General features: G+C 54.1%; 16 protein-coding genes and 1 riboswitch. Of the genes, 8 read left to right on the top strand and 8 right to left on the bottom strand.

Annotation, left to right across the window (positions count from 1 at the left end; translation table 11 throughout):
* The first annotated feature begins 13 nt into the window (after positions 1-13).
* Positions 14-691 (top strand): protein-disulfide oxidoreductase DsbI, encoded by a 678-nt coding sequence (dsbI, locus tag HV352_RS03285; protein ID WP_181635187.1) that lies wholly within the window; start codon positions 14-16, stop codon positions 689-691.
* Between the two features lie 83 nt (positions 692-774).
* Here dsbI and ribB read toward each other — a convergent pair whose 3' ends face one another.
* Positions 775-1,428, bottom strand: a complete 654-nt coding sequence (gene ribB, locus HV352_RS03280) for a 3,4-dihydroxy-2-butanone-4-phosphate synthase (RefSeq protein ID WP_181635186.1) — start codon at positions 1,426-1,428, stop codon at positions 775-777.
* A 106-nt stretch (positions 1,429-1,534) separates the two neighbouring features.
* Positions 1,535-1,684, bottom strand: a riboswitch (FMN riboswitch).
* A 132-nt stretch (positions 1,685-1,816) separates the two neighbouring features.
* On the opposite strand from ribB, the gene ubiK reads away from it, so the two are divergent.
* Positions 1,817-2,113 carry a ubiquinone biosynthesis accessory factor UbiK gene (gene ubiK, locus HV352_RS03275; protein ID WP_003024618.1) on the top strand — a complete coding sequence of 99 codons (297 nt, stop codon included), beginning with the start codon at positions 1,817-1,819 and terminating at the stop codon, positions 2,111-2,113.
* Between the two features lie 34 nt (positions 2,114-2,147).
* Here ubiK and glgS read toward each other — a convergent pair whose 3' ends face one another.
* The 4 genes from glgS to HV352_RS03255 form a co-directional block, all read right to left on the bottom strand.
* Complete coding sequence (glgS, locus tag HV352_RS03270; protein WP_019077704.1) at positions 2,148-2,354, bottom strand: cell surface composition regulator GlgS; 207 nt, start codon at positions 2,352-2,354, stop codon at positions 2,148-2,150.
* A gap of 307 nt (positions 2,355-2,661) precedes the next feature.
* The gene (gene hldE, locus HV352_RS03265; RefSeq protein WP_016157492.1) at positions 2,662-4,095 is read right to left on the bottom strand and encodes a bifunctional D-glycero-beta-D-manno-heptose-7-phosphate kinase/D-glycero-beta-D-manno-heptose 1-phosphate adenylyltransferase HldE; all 1,434 of its coding nucleotides are present in this window, start codon (positions 4,093-4,095) and stop codon (positions 2,662-2,664) included.
* 59 nt (positions 4,096-4,154) lie between these two features.
* Positions 4,155-6,995, bottom strand: coding sequence for a bifunctional [glutamate--ammonia ligase]-adenylyl-L-tyrosine phosphorylase/[glutamate--ammonia-ligase] adenylyltransferase (glnE, locus tag HV352_RS03260; RefSeq protein ID WP_137380602.1), 2,841 nt, complete (start codon positions 6,993-6,995; stop codon positions 4,155-4,157).
* 125 nt (positions 6,996-7,120) lie between these two features.
* On the bottom strand, positions 7,121-8,422 hold the full coding sequence (locus HV352_RS03255; protein WP_047414043.1) for an inorganic triphosphatase: 1,302 nt from the start codon (positions 8,420-8,422) through the stop codon (positions 7,121-7,123).
* 241 nt (positions 8,423-8,663) lie between these two features.
* Between HV352_RS03255 and HV352_RS03250 the strand changes: the two genes are divergently transcribed.
* Together HV352_RS03250 and HV352_RS03245 are read left to right on the top strand one after the other, a co-directional pair.
* On the top strand, positions 8,664-9,284 hold the full coding sequence (locus tag HV352_RS03250) for a TIGR04211 family SH3 domain-containing protein (protein ID WP_016154533.1): 621 nt from the start codon (positions 8,664-8,666) through the stop codon (positions 9,282-9,284).
* 61 nt (positions 9,285-9,345) lie between these two features.
* On the top strand, positions 9,346-10,581 hold the full coding sequence (locus HV352_RS03245; RefSeq protein ID WP_047414044.1) for a multifunctional CCA addition/repair protein: 1,236 nt from the start codon (positions 9,346-9,348) through the stop codon (positions 10,579-10,581).
* A gap of 52 nt (positions 10,582-10,633) precedes the next feature.
* Here the strand turns inward: HV352_RS03245 and bacA are convergent, their stop codons facing one another.
* Together bacA and folB are read right to left on the bottom strand one after the other, a co-directional pair.
* On the bottom strand, positions 10,634-11,452 hold the full coding sequence (gene bacA, locus HV352_RS03240; protein ID WP_016154535.1) for an undecaprenyl-diphosphate phosphatase: 819 nt from the start codon (positions 11,450-11,452) through the stop codon (positions 10,634-10,636).
* A gap of 86 nt (positions 11,453-11,538) precedes the next feature.
* Positions 11,539-11,907, bottom strand: a complete 369-nt coding sequence (gene folB, locus HV352_RS03235) for a bifunctional dihydroneopterin aldolase/7,8-dihydroneopterin epimerase (protein ID WP_003828442.1) — start codon at positions 11,905-11,907, stop codon at positions 11,539-11,541.
* A 106-nt stretch (positions 11,908-12,013) separates the two neighbouring features.
* Here folB and plsY point away from each other — a divergent pair, with 106 nt between their 5' ends.
* On the top strand, positions 12,014-12,631 hold the full coding sequence (gene plsY, locus HV352_RS03230; RefSeq protein WP_142418109.1) for a glycerol-3-phosphate 1-O-acyltransferase PlsY: 618 nt from the start codon (positions 12,014-12,016) through the stop codon (positions 12,629-12,631).
* 31 nt (positions 12,632-12,662) lie between these two features.
* Here the strand turns inward: plsY and HV352_RS03225 are convergent, their stop codons facing one another.
* On the bottom strand, positions 12,663-13,604 hold the full coding sequence (locus HV352_RS03225; protein ID WP_142418110.1) for a LysR family transcriptional regulator: 942 nt from the start codon (positions 13,602-13,604) through the stop codon (positions 12,663-12,665).
* Positions 13,605-13,816: 212 nt separating this feature from the next.
* Between HV352_RS03225 and ttdA the strand changes: the two genes are divergently transcribed.
* The 3 genes from ttdA to HV352_RS03210 are packed head-to-tail and all read left to right on the top strand — an operon-like array spanning position 13,817 to position 16,839.
* The gene (gene ttdA / locus HV352_RS03220; RefSeq protein ID WP_016154538.1) at positions 13,817-14,725 is read left to right on the top strand and encodes a L(+)-tartrate dehydratase subunit alpha; all 909 of its coding nucleotides are present in this window, start codon (positions 13,817-13,819) and stop codon (positions 14,723-14,725) included.
* The gene (gene ttdB / locus HV352_RS03215) at positions 14,722-15,327 is read left to right on the top strand and encodes a L(+)-tartrate dehydratase subunit beta (RefSeq protein WP_016154539.1); all 606 of its coding nucleotides are present in this window, start codon (positions 14,722-14,724) and stop codon (positions 15,325-15,327) included. Before ttdA ends, ttdB begins: the two co-directional genes overlap by 4 nt.
* Positions 15,328-15,375: 48 nt before the next feature.
* Entirely contained in the window at positions 15,376-16,839 is a 1,464-nt protein-coding gene (locus tag HV352_RS03210) for an anion permease (protein ID WP_049283285.1), read from the top strand.
* Positions 16,840-16,887: the final 48 nt, after the last annotated feature.

Genomic DNA, 16,887 nt, shown 5'->3' with positions numbered 1-16,887 from the left:
CAGGGACCCGGCTATGGCTTTCATAAAAGGATCGTGGCGAGACTTACGCAATACACCGGTTGATACCCTGGTGAGATGGCAGGAACAGCGCTTTCTGTGGCTGTTGATGGCTTGCGCAATGGGTGGATTGATTATTCTGGCGCATTCGTTCTTCCAAATCTATCTCTACATGGCCCCCTGCGAGCAATGTGTCTATATTCGCTTTGCCATGCTGGTGATGGTTTTTGGCGGATTGATTGCGGCAATCAACCCCAAAAATGTTGTTCTGAAGCTCATCGGTTGTATCGCGGCATTTTACGGCAGCATCCTGGGCATTAAGTTCTCCATTAAACTTAACGGCATTCATTATGCTGTACATAACCCGGACCCGGATTCGTTGTTTGGCGTACAGGGATGTTCCACCGATCCGACATTCCCTTTTAATTTGCCTCTGGCCAACTGGGCACCGGAGTGGTTTAAACCCACAGGAGATTGCGGCTATGACGCTCCCATCGTTCCCGACGGCGTGGCGCTCAGCAGTACGCAAAAGTGGTTTGTCGATCTGTACCAGCAGTCAGAAGGCTGGTATCTGATCCCGCCTTGGCATTTTATGAACATGGCGCAGGCCTGTTTGTTGGCCTTTAGTTTGTGCTTACTGTTGCTCGTCATTATGAGCGGCGCATGGGCATTAAAGCGGGTGAGCGCCAAATAATCGGAGCAAGAAACAAAAAAACCGAAGCCTGGAAGATGGCTTCGGTTTTTTATGCTTACCGCGACTAACGTGGTAATTTGCGATTAGCTGGCTTTGCGCTCATGCGCCTGACGGTAAGCCACCAGGTCTTCGATAGTAACTACCGCCATATGATGCTTGCCGGCAAATTCGATACATTCTGGCGCACGCGCCATGGTGCCATCGTCATTGGTCAGTTCGCACAGCACGCCTGCCGGTTTAAACCCTGCCAGCGTCATCAGGTCGATGGTTGCTTCAGTGTGACCACCGCGGGTCAACACGCCACCTGCCTGAGCACGCAGCGGGAAAACGTGCCCCGGACGGTTAAGATCGGAAGGTTTAGCGCCATCCTGAATTGCCGCACGTACCGTAGTAACACGGTCCGCAGCGGAAACGCCGGTGGTCACGCCTTCTGCGGCTTCAATGGTGACGGTAAAACCGGTACCGTAAGCGCTGGTGTTATTTTCCACCATCATTGGCAGATCGAGCTGTTTGCGTCGGTCTTCAGTGATGCACAGGCATACAATACCGCTGCCGTGACGAATGGTCAGAGCCATCTGTTCAACAGTCATGGTTTCTGCCGGGAAAATCATATCGCCTTCGTTTTCACGATCTTCGTCGTCAAGCACCATCACACCGCGTCCTTCACGCAGCGCAGACAGCGCAAGTTCAACACGTTCGAAAGGCGTACCAAAAGAGGAAAGTAGCGTCTGATTCATGGTAAAAAAACCTCACTAAAATTATGGTTACCAGAATCAGGGCAGTCTTAGGAGTACCGTCTAAGCGGCAAAAAAATAACGTGAGCGGGTCCATGCCCGACTGGATCGTTACTCTCTCCCATCCGGACTCTAACCGTCGGCCCCGGAATTACACCGGATCTGCTGACCTTTGAGTTTGCACCCAAAGCGCTCGCGGGCTTTCAACCTGAGTTGATTTACCGCCGGTGGGGAATTTCGCCCCGCCCTGAGAATAAGCGGGTTAACTATAACGCTATTGATTACCTTCATCAACGCCTTTGCTCGTCTTAGCTTCACACAATTCTGGTTTATGCCTGTGCCAGTTCGCACTACAATAGGCAACAACACGTACCAGTTCAGGGAAACCACAATGATTGACCCGAAAAAAATTGAGCAGATTGCTCGTCAGGTTCACGAGTCGATGCCGAAAGGGATCCGCGAGTTTGGCGAAGACGTCGAGAAGAAAATTCGTCAAACGCTGCAGTCACAGCTGACCCGTCTGGATCTGGTAAGCCGTGAAGAGTTTGATGTACAGACTCAGGTTTTGCTGCGTACCCGTGAAAAGCTGGCGCTGCTTGAGCAACGTCTGACTGAGCTGGAATCGCGTGAAAAAACGGCAGAAGTTAAACCTGCTCCCGCGATCCCGTCAGTCGATCCGCAAGAGTAAAAACGACAACGGGCCGCAAGGCCCGTTTTTTCTGTTAGTGTTCCAGTTCTAGCTTCCTGGCCTCCGTCGCCTGCTGGCAGTACAGCGCATAGCGTTTGCAAAACCAGCTACGATGTTCTTCATCCATATTCCCAGTTATCGCCTGGATATCTACGGGATGGCCCTCAGCTTGCATCCTGGCAAAACTACGGGCCAGGAAATCGAAATTGTTCATTGAATACATATTGCTGTTCATGAGCATACCCTCCAGTTATTGAATATCTGTTAAGGCCATATGCTTTTTCTAATTTCAGTATTTCCCTGGATGCGAAGTTATTCTGTACATATTGTGCGCAAAACCACTGCGCTGGTTCACAGTTTCCCACGAAATCTAAGAGGGGTCGGATTTAAGGTCAGCGTGACGCACGCTTATTGTAACGTCATGTAAAAGTAAATCGGGGGGAGAAATCCCCTCTCCCCTTATTCCTTTACTCTGGGTTGAAGAAAACAGCAGCATCAATAGCAAGAAACGTATCGCATCCAAAAGTTCGATACGTTTCCAGCATTTGTTATTTATCGCTGTCTTTTTGGATCTTCTTGATGATATTGGTCGTTGAGCAGCCATCTTCAAAGTTCAGCACCAGCACTTCACCGCCGTTCGCCCACACTTCTTTGCTGCCCGCAATATCTTCCGGCTTATAGTCGCCGCCTTTTACCAGCAGATCCGGCAGGATGCCGGCAATCAGACGCTGTGGTGTGTCTTCTTCAAAAGAGACCACCCAGTCGACGGCTTCCAGCGCGCCCAGCACGATCATGCGCTGTTCCAGCGGGTTGACCGGACGCGTTTCGCCTTTCAGACGTTTGGTCGAAGCATCGCTGTTTACCGCCACGATCAGACGATCGCCCAGCTTGCGCGCATTCGCCAGATAGGAAACGTGGCCAGCATGTAGGATGTCGAACACGCCGTTGGTCATCACCACTTTCTCACCGCGCTTGCGGGCGCTGGCAACGGCCTGTTTCAGCTCAGACTCGCTCATCACGCCAAAGCCAGTGTCGGCCCGACCGCGCACGGCGTTTTCCAGTTCAATCGGGGAAACGGTGGAAGTCCCCAGTTTACCGACGACAACACCCGCTGCGGCATTAGCAAAATAGCACGCCTCTTCCAGAGTGTTCCCCGCCGCCAGCGTCGCTGCCAGCACGCCGATCACCGTATCGCCCGCCCCCGTCACGTCATACACTTCCTGCGCCTGCGTCGGCATATGCAGTGGCGATTTGCCCGGTTGCAGCAGTGTCATACCCTGTTCGGAACGCGTGATCAGCAGCGCGGAAAGGTCGAAATCTGCAATCACTTTCATGCCGCGCTCAACCAGTTCATCTTCGCTTTTGCACTTACCGACCACCGCTTCAAATTCAGACAAATTCGGCGTCAGCAGCGTTGCGCCACGATAGCGTTCAAAATCGGTCCCTTTCGGATCGATAAGCACCGGCACCCCAGCCTTACGCGCCAGAGCAATCATCTGCTGCACGCTTGCCAGCGCGCCTTTGGCGTAATCGGAGAGCACCAAAGCGCCAATGGAGCCCAGAGCCTGGTTAATACGCTCATGCAGTGGCTGCGGATCCACGCCTTCAAAACCTTCTTCGAAATCCAGGCGAATCAGTTGCTGGTTGCGGGAAAGCACGCGCAGTTTGGTGATCGTCGGATGAGTTGGCACAGAAACGAAGTCACATTTTACGTTCACATCCGCCAGCGTTTTGCTCAGCGCACGCGCCGCGTCGTCAATCCCAGTCAGGCCAACCAGACGCGAATTCGCTCCCAGAGAGGCAATGTTCATCGCCACGTTTGCTGCGCCACCGGGACGTTCTTCAATGGTATCAACCTTCACCACCGGAACCGGCGCTTCAGGTGAAATACGGCTGGTAGGACCGTACCAGTAGCGATCTAGCATCACATCACCGACAACCATGACTCCTGCACGTTCAAACTCTGGCAGCGTTACTTTCATTCCTGTCTCCTGAGAGATTCTCTGAGGGTCTTAAAATTTGCGCGCGATAATAGCACACTTCACTCGGCAACCAGCCACTTCTGCCAGCTGTCACGCACCAGCGTACGTTCAGCGTCGAAGTGCTCCGGCGCCACATGGCCCGGAAGTTCCTGCAATGCAAGATGATGAAGTTCATCGCGCAGCGTCGTATAAGCACGGGTAAGCGCCAGCGCTTCCTGCTCATCCATAATGTCGTTTTGCGCCAGTAACTCCAGAATGCGCACGTTATCCGACCAGCGCGTCAGCTTCGGTTTTTCATGCGCATAGCGCAGCACCAGGTATTGCGTAATAAACTCAATGTCGGTGATGCCGCCTTCATCCGCTTTGATATCAAAACGATCGCGATGCTTATTGCCCAAATGGGCCCGCATTTTCTCACGCATTTCGCGCACATCGGTCTGCAAGGTTTTCGCATCGCGGACGAGGGTCATGATATCGCGACGAATCGCATCAAACTGAGAGGTCAACCGTGGGTCGCCGTACACCACTCGAGCGCGCACCAGCGCTTGATGCTCCCACGTCCAGGCTTCGTTGCGCTGGTAATCAGCGAAAGCCTCGGTTGATGTCACCAGCATTCCCGCCGCGCCGGACGGACGCAACCGCGCATCCACTTCATACAAAATACCGGATGAGGTGCGGGTGCTGAAAAGGTGCATAATGCGCTGCGACAGACGCAAATAGAACTGTCGCCCGTCAATCTCACGCTCACCATCCGTCATCACGTCCATAGGACAGTCATGCAGGAAGATCAAATCAAGATCCGAACTGTAGCCCAGCTCCCAGCCGCCCAGTTTGCCATACCCGACGACGGCAAAACCGCGCCCCTCGCGCTCGTCAAGATGAGTGGGTTGCCCGTAGCGAGCGACCATCTGCATCCACGCCTGCTGGACTACCGCATCAATAATAGCTTCCGCCAGCCAGGTTAAGTGGTCGCTCACCTTCATCACCGGCAGCGTACCAGCGATATCTGCCGCGGCAATGCGCAGCAACTGCGTTTGCTTAAACTGACGCAGCGCTTCCAACTGCTGCTCTTCGTCATCTTCCGGTACGCGCAGCAAATACTGGCGCAGTTCATCACGGTAGGCATCCGTCGCGGTGGGTTGATACAGGGTGTTCGGATCCAGCAGTTCATCGAGCAACAGCGGATACCGCGCCAGCTGGCTGGCGATCATCGGCGAGGCGGCACATAACGAAATCAGATGCTTAAGCGCTCCGGGGAATTCGCTCAGCAGCTCCAGATAGGTCGTACGGGTCACAATGCCTACCAGCAGCGGTGTGATGCGCGACAGCGGGACTGAGGCGTCGTCACGCGAACAGACATCGCTCAGCAGATGCGGCATTAAGTGATCCAGCACCTGGCGTCCGCGTGGGCCAATGGTGCGTTTATCCAGCTCTTTGCGAAAATCGGCAATCAGAGACAGCACGCGCCGGCGATCGTCATCCGCCAGATGCGTCAGCACCGGCGTGGTGTCATCTTCCTGTAATGCGTCCTGCCACAGTTCACGCCACTGTTCTGAGAGCGACTCTTCCTGGGTTTCTGCTTCGTCATCGCCAATCAACTCGTTAAACACCCGGCGCACGTTGTCCATATGACTGGCCAGCACATCGGTTAGCTGCTGCCAGTCATCGACGTTCATCCCCCACGCCAGCCGCGCGCGGTTCAGTTCATCGCCTGGCAACGTCTGGGTCTGCTCATCATTGATACTTTGCAGCAGGTTCTCCAGACGACGTAAATAGAGATAGGCTGCGCGCAGTTGTTCCGCGTCGGTGTCTGACAGCAGGTGCAACGCATTGATGGCGCTGAGCGTGGGTAACAGCGAGCGGGATTGCAATGACGGCTCGCGCCCACCGCGAATAAGCTGGAATACCTGCACGATAAATTCGATTTCACGAATACCGCCCGCGCCCAACTTAATGTTGTCTTTCAGACCACGGCGGCGCACTTCGCGGGCAATCATTCCTTTCATGTTACGCAGAGACTGGATCACACTGAAATCAATATAGCGGCGGAAAACAAAAGGCCGCAGCATAGCGCGAAGCTCACTGACGTAGGTACCGTCGCAATCGCCCATAATGCGGGCCTTGACCATCGCATAGCGTTCCCAGTCGCGCCCTTGTTCCTGGTAATAATCCTCCAGCGCGGAGAAGCTCAGCACCAGCGGGCCGCTGTCGCCAAACGGGCGTAAACGCATATCTACCCGATAGACAAATCCATCCATTGTGGGCTGATCCAGCACTTTGATGAGCCGCTGGCCCATACGGGTAAAGAACTGGGCGTTATCCAGCTCGCGACGTCCGCCCTGCGTACTACCGTGCTCCGGCCAGGCAAAAATCAGATCGATATCAGAGGAAAAATTCAGTTCGCCGCCGCCCAGTTTCCCCATACCTAAAATCAGCAGCGGTTGCGCAACACCTTGTGGATTACAGGGCGTACCCCATTCACGACAGCAGGCGGCGTATAACCAGTCACGCGCGGCGACGATCAGCGTTTCAGCCAAATGGCTTAGCTGCTGTAAGATACTCTCTTCCGTCACCAGCGACAGCGTCTGCGCCCAGGCGATACGCACCATGATGCGACGGCGAAACAGGCGCAGCTCACGCATCAGCGTGTTTTCATCGCTAACGTCGACCAATGCTTGCTGTAACCAATCAGCATAGTGTTGCCATTCATCCGCCCCGGGTGGCGTGCTTTCCAGTTCGACCAGCCATTCGGGATGGGCAATAATGCTGTCGCGAAAAAAATCACTGAATGTAAGCACTGACTTCGCCTGAATGCTAAGCGAGGACTCAGATATTGCTGCTGGCAGCCGCTCAACAACGGTCGGCCAGTACTGCTGTAACGGTGAAGAGAGCTGCTTCATTTATGGATTATCCTTTGAATAGTACCGGGCAGCGGCATGTTGCCTTATCCAGCCTGCATGCCGCTTCCGCCCATCGCGTAGGCCTGATAAGCGCAGCGCCATCAGGCATCCCGGCCTCACCCTGATTATCGTTTTCCGCTGTGCAGCCAGAACGGTTCCAAAGCAATCGCCTCGTTGCGGAAGTGTTCAATTTCAATGTATTGGTTGGCCGCAATGGCGTGACGTAAACCCTGCCAGGTGGCGATCCATTCCGATGCGACCTTTTCGTCGTAGTATCCCGCCAGCATCAGCATGCTATCAATGTTGCGCGTCAGGCGCGGAAGTTGATCGGCGTACTGATCGCCCAGCGGCTGAGCAAAAGCTGTTTTCAGTTCAGCAGCATGGCGCGAGAGATGGGTATCTGAGAAACGCTTAAAGGAGTCGGCTATTTTACCCTGCGCCTTCGCATCAAGGAACGGCTGCCACCCTTTGGTCACCAGCCATTCGGTCAGCGCCAGCTTGGCCATCGCCGTTTGCGTGCTGTAAACCGCGGAAACGGCAGAAACGTCAGACGCAATGATCGCTTCCGACTGGGTCAGCAAATCACGTAAGTGAGCACTCGCTTTTCGCGGCACATTACCGCCAAACAGCATCAGAATGTGACGCACCAGGCCCATCGCAGCCAGCACCTCGGCTTTCGCCCCTTTGACGCCACGCACCCACAGCTCTTCATGGTACTGCCACTGTGATAATGCCAGCTCCAGCGCCGCTTCCAGCCCTTGCTCAATACTCGCTTTTGCCGGAACCTTCAAAATGCGCGTCGGTTTGAGTTCACGCGGCGCATTCCCCTGAGCCAGATGATAGCCGCGCGCCGCTTTACTCAGGCTGCCCTGGCGTAAACCGGTTTGCGATACCAGCTGGTTTGCCAGCTTCAATACCGCACGGGTATCGCCGCTTAACAACTCCAGTTCAAGCTCACAGATAGGTTCAGCCAACTCGCCCGCTTTCACTTCCCCGAGATCGAGGGCCATTTCAATGCGGCTACCGTCGATATCAAGGTGCCATTTCTCACGGTAAAAATCGGTGCTGAAGAGCGGCTGTACCTGAGAGGCAAGTTCAGCGGGCAGTTCGCCATCAGGCCAGACTTCCGTTGGAAACAGGGAGAGATCCAACTCTGGCGCGTTCAGCGCAACGTTAAACTCCGGCCGCTGATGCAGGCCACCCGTCACTCGTCCGGCAATTTTCATGGTCATTTCGTAATGACCGTTCTCACCGCGAATACGCAGCCCCATATCGTGACCACGCAGCCACGCATCGGGCGTTTCGTAGTAGATATTCAGCAACTGGCTGGGCGCATGATGCTCTCCCCCCAGCGTATTCAGACGTTCACGTAGCGCATCTACAGCGTCACTATTGACGATAAATTTTAATTCGATTTCCTGGGCCATGGTCTTGTACTTATGGGTTATGTCACAGTTGAGAAAACTGACTGCGAACTAAGCTCGTTCTTTATGGTCAGTAGATAGTATTTTGCGCCAAATTGCCATGCAACGAGCAATTTGACGGGCGTAAAAGTTTCGAGTGGTGGCAAAAAGGACACAGATGATTCCGATTGATGTCGAATGCTTTGCGTAGAGACACTGATGCCACTACTATCGTTCCACTTTCTATGACAATAACGACAGCCTGATGCCAAAATTACGCCTGATTGGATTAACTTTACTCGCACTTAGCGCCACTGCAGTCTCTCATGCCGAAGAAAAGCGCTATGTTTCTGACGAACTGAACACCTGGGTCCGCAGCGGTCCGGGAGATAATTATCGCCTCGTGGGTACGGTTAACGCCGGCGAGGAAGTCACGCTATTACAGACCGATGCCAACACTAACTATGCCCAGGTGAAAGACAGCACCGGACGTACCGCCTGGATCCCACTGAAAGAGCTGAATAGTACGCCGAGCCTGCGTACCCGCGTTCCCGATCTGGAAAACCAGGTTAAGACCTTGACCGATAAGCTCAATAATATCGACACCACGTGGAATCAGCGCACCGCCGATATGCAGCAAAAAGTGTCGCAAAGCGACAGCGTAATCGACGGGCTGAAACAAGAAAACCAGAAGCTGAGGAACGAGCTTATCGTGGCGCAAAAGAAGGTCAGCGCAGCCAACCTTCAGCTTGATGACAAACAGCGCACCATCATCATGCAGTGGTTTATGTATGGCGGCGGCGTGCTTGGTCTTGGTTTGTTGCTCGGCCTGGTTCTGCCACACATGATCCCCAGCCGTAAACGCAAAGATCGCTGGATGAACTGAATCGCCTTCTCCGCCGCACTGACATATGATTAAGGGATCATAATTTCAAAAGGAAAGTGGCGTGAAGATTTATCTGGTCGGTGGTGCTGTTCGGGATGCGTTATTAGGGCTACCGATTAAAGATAAAGATTGGGTTGTTGTCGGCGCCACGCCGCAAGAGATGCTCGACGCGGGCTACCAGCAGGTAGGCCGCGATTTTCCCGTGTTTCTGCATCCGCAAACCCGGGAAGAGTATGCGCTGGCGCGTACCGAACGCAAATCAGGCTCGGGGTATACCGGATTCACCTGTTACGCCGCGCCGGATGTAACGCTGGAGGCTGATCTTCAGCGTCGCGATCTGACCATCAACGCAATGGCCCGCGATGACGACGGCGAGATTATCGATCCGTATAACGGACGCGACGATCTGGAAAACCGTCTGCTACGCCATGTGTCCCCCGCCTTTAGCGAAGATCCATTGCGCGTGCTGCGCGTGGCGCGCTTTGCTGCCCGCTATGCGCACCTCGGTTTTCGTATCGCTGAAGAAACCATGACGCTGATGCGCGATATGAACGCCGCAGGGGAACTGGAGCACCTGACGCCAGAGCGGGTGTGGAAAGAAACAGAAGGTGCTTTAACCACCCGCAACCCACAGGTATTTTTTCAGGTCCTGCGCGACTGCGGCGCACTGCACGTCCTGTTTCCGGAAGTAGATGCCCTGTTTGGCGTTCCCGCGCCCGCGCAATGGCACCCGGAAATTGATACCGGTATTCACACGCTGATGACGCTGTCGATGGCGGCCATGTTAAGTCCGGAGGTCGACGTGCGTTTTGCCACGCTGTGCCACGATCTTGGCAAGGCATTGACGCCAAAAGCGCTGTGGCCACGCCACCACGGTCACGGTCCGGCTGGCGTGAAGCTGGTCGAGCAACTGTGCCAACGCCTGCGCGTGCCGAATGACATCCGTGATTTAGCCAAACTGGTAGCCGAGTTCCACGACCTCATTCATACCTTCCCGATCCTGCAGCCGAAAACCATCGTTAAGCTGTTTGATTCCATCGATGCCTGGCGCAAACCGCAGCGCGTGGAGCAAATCGCCCTGACCAGCGAGGCCGACGTGCGTGGGCGAACCGGTTTTGAAGCGGCGGATTATCCGCAAGGCAGGCTGTTGCGTGAAGCCTGGCAGGTTGCGCAGGCGGTACCAACGAAAGACGTCGTTGAGGCGGGATTCAAAGGTCAGGCTATTCGCGAGGAACTGACCCGGCGTCGGATCGCGGCGGTGGCCGCCTGGAAAGAACAACGTTGCCCGAAAGCGTAGACAGAGCATTGCCGGATAAGCTTTAACGCCGCTATCCGGCAAGCTAGTAAAATCAGAAGAACACGACGTAAACGGCAGCCGCCACAATAAAGCGGTAAATCGCAAACGGAATAAACGAGATGCGCTTAATCAGCTGCAGGAAGGTTTTGATCGCCACCAACGCCACGATAAACGCCGTCACGAAACCAACTGCAAACATCGGAATATCTGATGCGCTGAGGAACGTCCAGCTTTTGTAGAGATCCAGCGCCGTTGCGCCCATCATCATCGGCACGGCCAGCAGGAAGGAGAATTCGGAGGCCGCGTAACGGCTTACTCCCATCAGCATACCGCCAGAAATCGTCGCCCCGGAACGAGAAAAACCCGGCCACAGCGCCAGACACTGGAAACAGCCAATCATAAACGCCTGGCGATAGGTCATATCATCCAGACCCGGCGCACGCGGCTCTTTCGGCTTCAGGCATTCTGCGGCAATCAGCAGCACGCCCCCTACCACCAGCGCATACATCACGTTGATCGGGTTAAACAGCGATTTGATGATGTCGTGGAAAATCAGTCCCAGTACGACGGCAGGAACCATCCCCAACAGGATATGGCCCAGCGTCAGCCGACCTTTGCCAGTGCCTTCATGTGGGACCTTACCGAAGTGAATGCCAATCAGGCCAAACAGACGTCGCCAGAACATCACCACGACCGCCAGGATAGAGCCCAACTGGATAACCACCTCAAATGTTTTTGCGGTGTCACCCTCAAAACCCAGCAAGTGGCCAACAATAATCATATGGCCGGTACTGGAAACGGGTAAAAACTCCGTCAATCCTTCGACCACACCCAAAATTGCCGCCACCAGCAGCGAGTGCATATCACTCATTAATGAACCTCTAGATAGAGAAACCACGGCGAAAACGAGCCGACATAAAGACCCTTTTATACCCGTTTGGTTTAGATATTATTAAGTTAATTATTTTCTTTCAGATTATTGCCACGCTCAATGATAACCCCGACGTTCGCCGCACGGGCAACCGCGCCAGGTTTACTGAGTTTGATCCGCACCCATGGAGAATTAAAACGGCTAAGCAGCAGATCCGCCACTTCTTCCGCCACGCGTTCGACCAGCGCAAAGCGCCCGCCTTCCACATGATTAACAACCGTTTGAGCAATATCAGCATAGCTCAGGCAATCAGCCACATCATCGCTTTTAGCCGATTTACGGTTGTCCCACGCCATTTCGATATCGAACACCAACTGTTGTTCGATCGTTTGTTCCCAGTCGTAAACACCAATAGTGGTGATTACAGAAAGTTGCTCTATAAATACAATATCCATCACGACCTGCCTGCTTTTTGGCTAACCCGGATACCACTTCCGGCGAAATATGCGTATTATCCACAGAAGTAGCGTTTTACACGACATTTTCAAAACGGAACAGCTTATGAGTGCAATCGCGCCTGGAATGATTATCTTCGCGTACCTCTGTGGCTCAATTTCCAGTGCTATTCTGGTATGCCGCCTTGCTGGATTACCGGACCCGCGTCACAGCGGATCTGGGAATCCGGGCGCGACAAACGTATTGCGCATCGGTGGCAAAGGAGCCGCCGTCGCGGTGCTGATTTTCGACGTCCTGAAAGGTATGTTACCCGTCTGGGGTGCCTATGCGCTAGGCATTAGCCCCTTCTGGCTGGGATTGATCGCGATCGCCGCCTGTCTGGGTCACATTTGGCCGGTCTTCTTCGGCTTTAAAGGTGGGAAAGGCGTTGCCACCGCCTTTGGCGCAATTGCGCCGATTGGTTGGGACTTAACCGGCGTGATGGCCGGAACCTGGCTGCTGACCGTCTTATTAAGCGGCTATTCATCATTAGGCGCTATCGTCAGCGCGCTGATCGCCCCCTTTTACGTCTGGTGGTTCAATCCCCAGTTCACTTTCCCGGTGTCCATGCTGTCGTGCTTAATTCTGCTACGCCACCATGACAACATTCAGCGTCTGTGGCGTCGTCAGGAGCCAAAGATCTGGACCAAGCTGAAGAAAAAACGCGAAAGAGACCCAGAGTGATTTTAATGTCGGATAGCGACGCCACAGCGTCTTATCCGGCGTGGGGAATGTGATACCCCTCCACCGGTTTGCCTAATCGGTGCTGGCACCACGTCGCCAGAAACTCCACGCACACCCGAAGCTTCACGCTGCGATACAGCGGCTCCTGATACACCGCCCAGATATTGGCGCTTTGCGCATAGTCCGGCAGCACACGCACCAGTTCACCGCTTGCCAGAAACGGCTGCAGGTCCCATTCGGAACGCAGCATAATCCCTTTTCCCTGTAGCGCCCACTGCAACACAATCTCGCCGCTGTTAGAGGAAAGATGTCCCGCCACCTTGATCGACTTTTTCTCCTGGCCGTTATCCAGCTCCCACACCCCGTGCGTCATATCGCGTTCTTTAGTGACCAGGCAATCATGACGACTTAATTCCTGCAGCGTTGTCGGCTCACCGTATTTTTGTAAATACGTCGGCGCTGCACATAATATTCTTCTATTTTTCGTTAACAAATGCGCAATATAATAATCCGGAATCTCGTCATTAATACGAATATCCAAATCGATATTATCCTGCGCCAAATCAATTTGCCGATCATAAAGTTCAAAATGCACCTGTAATTCAGGGTAGCTATGCATCAGTTCGGTAATAGCCGGTGCAATATAACTGCGCCCAAAGCCAAAGCTACAGCCGATACGAATCATCCCTGCCGGGCGTGTTTTGAGTTGCGTGACGTCATCGACCAGATGCTGATAGCCCGCAAGAATAGCCTGCGCATGTTCATAACAACGTTGACCACTCTCCGTGAGTGTCACGCCGCGCGCGGAGCGGCTTAGCAGCGTCGTCCCCAGCGTGGACTCAAGGATCTGAATGCGTTTCGTCACAAACGCGGGTGTTTGGCCCAGCGCCGCGGCGGCGGCACTGAAGCTGCCGCTATGAACAATTTCAACCAGGACCTGCAGGTCTTTCGCGAGGGGATACGTGTTCAGCATGATAGGTATATCCGTAAAGTTGTTAACCGCAGTGTAATTCCCTCATGCGTATTAAACCCTGCCTTTGCGCAATTTTTATTGCTTATCTGAACATCATTCACGATCTGTTAATTGGATATTCACAGTGGCAAATAATATAAACCCACATTTTTAGTGGTAGTTTGTGGCGGAGAATTTATTTCCAGACAAATAAAAGAACTGGAGTTAACAAGATGAGCAATCAAAATAACCAAAATGCGATAACTACGCTGACAAACATTGTCGCCGATTTTACCGCCATGATTTCTACCCGCATGCCTGACGACGTCGTAGATAAATTAAAACAGCTGCGTGAAGGCGAAACTTCACCGATGGGTAAAATCATCTACCACACCATGTTTGACAACATGCAGAAAGCTATCGACCTGAACCGTCCGGCCTGTCAGGACACCGGCGAGATTATGTTCTTTGTGAAGGTCGGCTCCCGTTTTCCGCTGCTGGGCGAACTGCAAAGCATCCTGAAACAGGCCGTTGAAGACGCCACGGTAAAAGCGCCGCTGCGCCATAACGCGGTCGAGATTTTTGACGAAGTGAATACCGGCAAAAATACCGGTACCGGTGTGCCGTGGGTCACCTGGGACATCATCCCTGATAACGACGACGCGGAAATCGAAGTCTACATGGCAGGCGGCGGTTGTACGCTGCCGGGACGTTCAAAAGTGTTAATGCCTTCTGAAGGCTACGAGGGCGTGGTGAAATTTGTCTTCGAAAATATCTCCACGTTGGCAGTCAACGCTTGTCCGCCGGTGCTGGTGGGCGTAGGTATTGCCACCTCTGTGGAAACCGCCGCCGTCCTTTCTCGTAAAGCGGTGCTACGTCCTATCGGATCACGTCATCCGAATCCAAAAGCGGCCGAACTGGAACTGCGTCTTGAAGAAGGGCTGAACCGTCTGGGCATTGGCCCGCAAGGGTTGACCGGGAATAGCTCGGTGATGGGCGTGCATATCGAATCCGCCGCACGCCATCCGTCGACTATCGGCGTTGCCGTTTCTACCGGCTGCTGGGCACACCGTCGCGGCACACTGTTAGTTCATGCTGACCTCTCCTTCGAAAACCTGTCTCACACCCGGAGCGCGTTATGAAAAAGATCCTCACAACCCCGATCAAAGCCGAAGATCTGGCCGACATTCGCGTTGGCGATGTCATCTACCTGACCGGTACGCTGGTGACCTGTCGTGACGTGTGTCACCGCCGCCTGATCGAACTGAAGCGCCCGATTCCTTATGACCTGAACGGCAAAGCCATTTTCCACGCGGGGCCCATCGTACGTAAGAACGGTGAAAAATGGGAGATGGTCTCCGTTGGCCCAACCACCAGCATGCGTATGGAAGCGTTTGAGAAAGACTTTATCGAGCAGACGGGCGTCAAACTGGTGGTCGGCAAGGGCGGCATGGGACCGCTAACGGAAGCAGGCTGCAAACAGTTTAAAGCGCTGCACGTAATCTTCCCGGCAGGTTGTGCGGTCGTGGCGGCAACCCAGGTTGAAGAGATCGAAGAGGTACACTGGACCGAACTTGGCATGCCGGAATCCCTGTGGGTATGTCGGGTTAAAGAGTTCGGCCCGCTGATCGTTTCCATCGATACCCACGGCAATAACCTGATCGCCGAAAACAAAAAGCTGTTCGCTGAACGTCGCGATCCTATCGTCGATGAAATCTGCGAGCACGTGCACTACATCAAATAACCCTCCCGGAGAGGCGCTGCGCCTCTCCCTTTTCGTAGGGATACAACAATGGCACCTTTAGCTGGTTGGTGGCGATACCTGGCTCCGCTGGTGGTCATCGCCATTATTGCTGTACTGCCCGTCCCCAACGGCCTTGAGAGCCACACCTGGCTCTATTTTGCCGTTTTTACCGGTGTGATTGTGGGCCTTATTCTGGAACCTGTACCGGGCGCGGTGGTAGCGATGATTGGCATTTCGATCATCGCCGTCCTTTCACCGTGGCTGCTGTTCAGCCCGGAGCAACTCGCGCAGGACGGTTTTAAATTTACCGCCAAATCGCTGTCATGGGCGGTATCAGGTTTTTCAAACTCGGTAATCTGGCTTATCTTCGCGGCCTTTATGTTTGGTACCGGCTATGAGAAAACCGGGCTCGGTCGACGTATCGCGCTGATGCTGGTGAAAAAGATGGGGCACCGGACGCTGTTTCTCGGCTATGCGGTGATGTTCTCTGAACTTATCCTCGCTCCCGTCACGCCGTCCAACTCCGCGCGCGGGGCCGGAATAATCTACCCGATTATCCGCAACCTGCCGCCGCTGTATAACTCGCAGCCCAATAGCGCCAGTTCTCGCTCCATTGGCTCGTACATTATGTGGATGGGCATTGTCGCCGACTGCGTCACCAGCGCCATTTTCTTAACGGCGATGGCGCCGAACCTGCTGTTAATCGGCCTGATGAAAGGCGCGTCCCACACGGCGCTGAGCTGGGGCGACTGGTTCTTAGGCATGCTGCCGCTGAGTATTTTACTGGTGCTGATTGTGCCCTGGCTGGCGTACGTGTTGTATCCACCGGTGCTGAAATCCGGTGATCAGGTTCCGCGCTGGGCGGATACAGAGCTAAAAGCAATGGGACCGCTCTGCGCACGCGAGAAAAAGATGTTGGTGCTGATGGTCGGCGCACTGGTGCTGTGGATTTTCGGCGGCGATTACATTGACGCCGCGATGGTCGGATACAGCGTAGTGGCGTTGATGCTGGTACTGCGCATCATTAGCTGGGATGACATCGTCAGTAATAAAGCCGCGTGGAACGTCTTTTTCTGGCTGGCCTCGCTGATAACGCTGGCGACCGGGCTCAATAACACCGGTTTTATTACCTGGTTCGGCAAGCTGCTGGCAAACGGGTTGAGCGGCTATTCGCCGATGATGGTGATGGTGGCGCTCATTGTGGTGTTCTATCTGCTGCGCTACTTCTTTGCCAGCGCCACGGCGTATACCTCCGCCCTGGCACCGATGATGATTGCCGCCGCGCTGGCGATGCCGGAAATTCCACTTCCGGTCTTCTGCCTGATGGTCGGCGCAGCCATTGGTCTCGGCAGCATTCTGACCCCGTATGCCACCGGTCCTAGCCCTATCTACTACGGCAGCGGCTATTTGCCGACGGTGGATTACTGGCGACTCGGTGCTATTTTTGGCCTGATTTTCCTTGTGCTGCTGGTGATTACCGGTCTGGTCTGGATGCCCCTCGTTTTACTGTAAAACCCCATTGGGGCGGCATATTGTCGCCCCTTTATCCATAAGCTTCTC

Source organism: Citrobacter sp. RHBSTW-01044 (assembly GCF_013781945.1).
Taxonomy (GTDB): domain Bacteria; phylum Pseudomonadota; class Gammaproteobacteria; order Enterobacterales; family Enterobacteriaceae; genus Citrobacter; species Citrobacter braakii.
Note: the sequence above shows the minus strand (reverse complement) of the source record. Positions and strands in the feature narration are given on the sequence as shown.

Coding starts and splice junctions, on each gene's coding strand:
- dsbI (WP_181635187.1), top strand. CDS start 14: ATGGCTTTCATAAAAGGATCGTGGCGAGACTTACGCAATACACCGGTT.
- ribB (WP_181635186.1), bottom strand. CDS start 1,428: ATGAATCAGACGCTACTTTCCTCTTTTGGTACGCCTTTCGAACGTGTT.
- ubiK (WP_003024618.1), top strand. CDS start 1,817: ATGATTGACCCGAAAAAAATTGAGCAGATTGCTCGTCAGGTTCACGAG.
- glgS (WP_019077704.1), bottom strand. CDS start 2,354: ATGCTCATGAACAGCAATATGTATTCAATGAACAATTTCGATTTCCTG.
- hldE (WP_016157492.1), bottom strand. CDS start 4,095: ATGAAAGTAACGCTGCCAGAGTTTGAACGTGCAGGAGTCATGGTTGTC.
- glnE (WP_137380602.1), bottom strand. CDS start 6,995: ATGAAGCAGCTCTCTTCACCGTTACAGCAGTACTGGCCGACCGTTGTT.
- HV352_RS03255 (WP_047414043.1), bottom strand. CDS start 8,422: ATGGCCCAGGAAATCGAATTAAAATTTATCGTCAATAGTGACGCTGTA.
- HV352_RS03250 (WP_016154533.1), top strand. CDS start 8,664: ATGCCAAAATTACGCCTGATTGGATTAACTTTACTCGCACTTAGCGCC.
- bacA (WP_016154535.1), bottom strand. CDS start 11,452: ATGAGTGATATGCACTCGCTGCTGGTGGCGGCAATTTTGGGTGTGGTC.
- folB (WP_003828442.1), bottom strand. CDS start 11,907: ATGGATATTGTATTTATAGAGCAACTTTCTGTAATCACCACTATTGGT.
- plsY (WP_142418109.1), top strand. CDS start 12,014: ATGAGTGCAATCGCGCCTGGAATGATTATCTTCGCGTACCTCTGTGGC.
- HV352_RS03225 (WP_142418110.1), bottom strand. CDS start 13,604: ATGCTGAACACGTATCCCCTCGCGAAAGACCTGCAGGTCCTGGTTGAA.
- ttdA (WP_016154538.1), top strand. CDS start 13,817: ATGAGCAATCAAAATAACCAAAATGCGATAACTACGCTGACAAACATT.
- ttdB (WP_016154539.1), top strand. CDS start 14,722: ATGAAAAAGATCCTCACAACCCCGATCAAAGCCGAAGATCTGGCCGAC.
- HV352_RS03210 (WP_049283285.1), top strand. CDS start 15,376: ATGGCACCTTTAGCTGGTTGGTGGCGATACCTGGCTCCGCTGGTGGTC.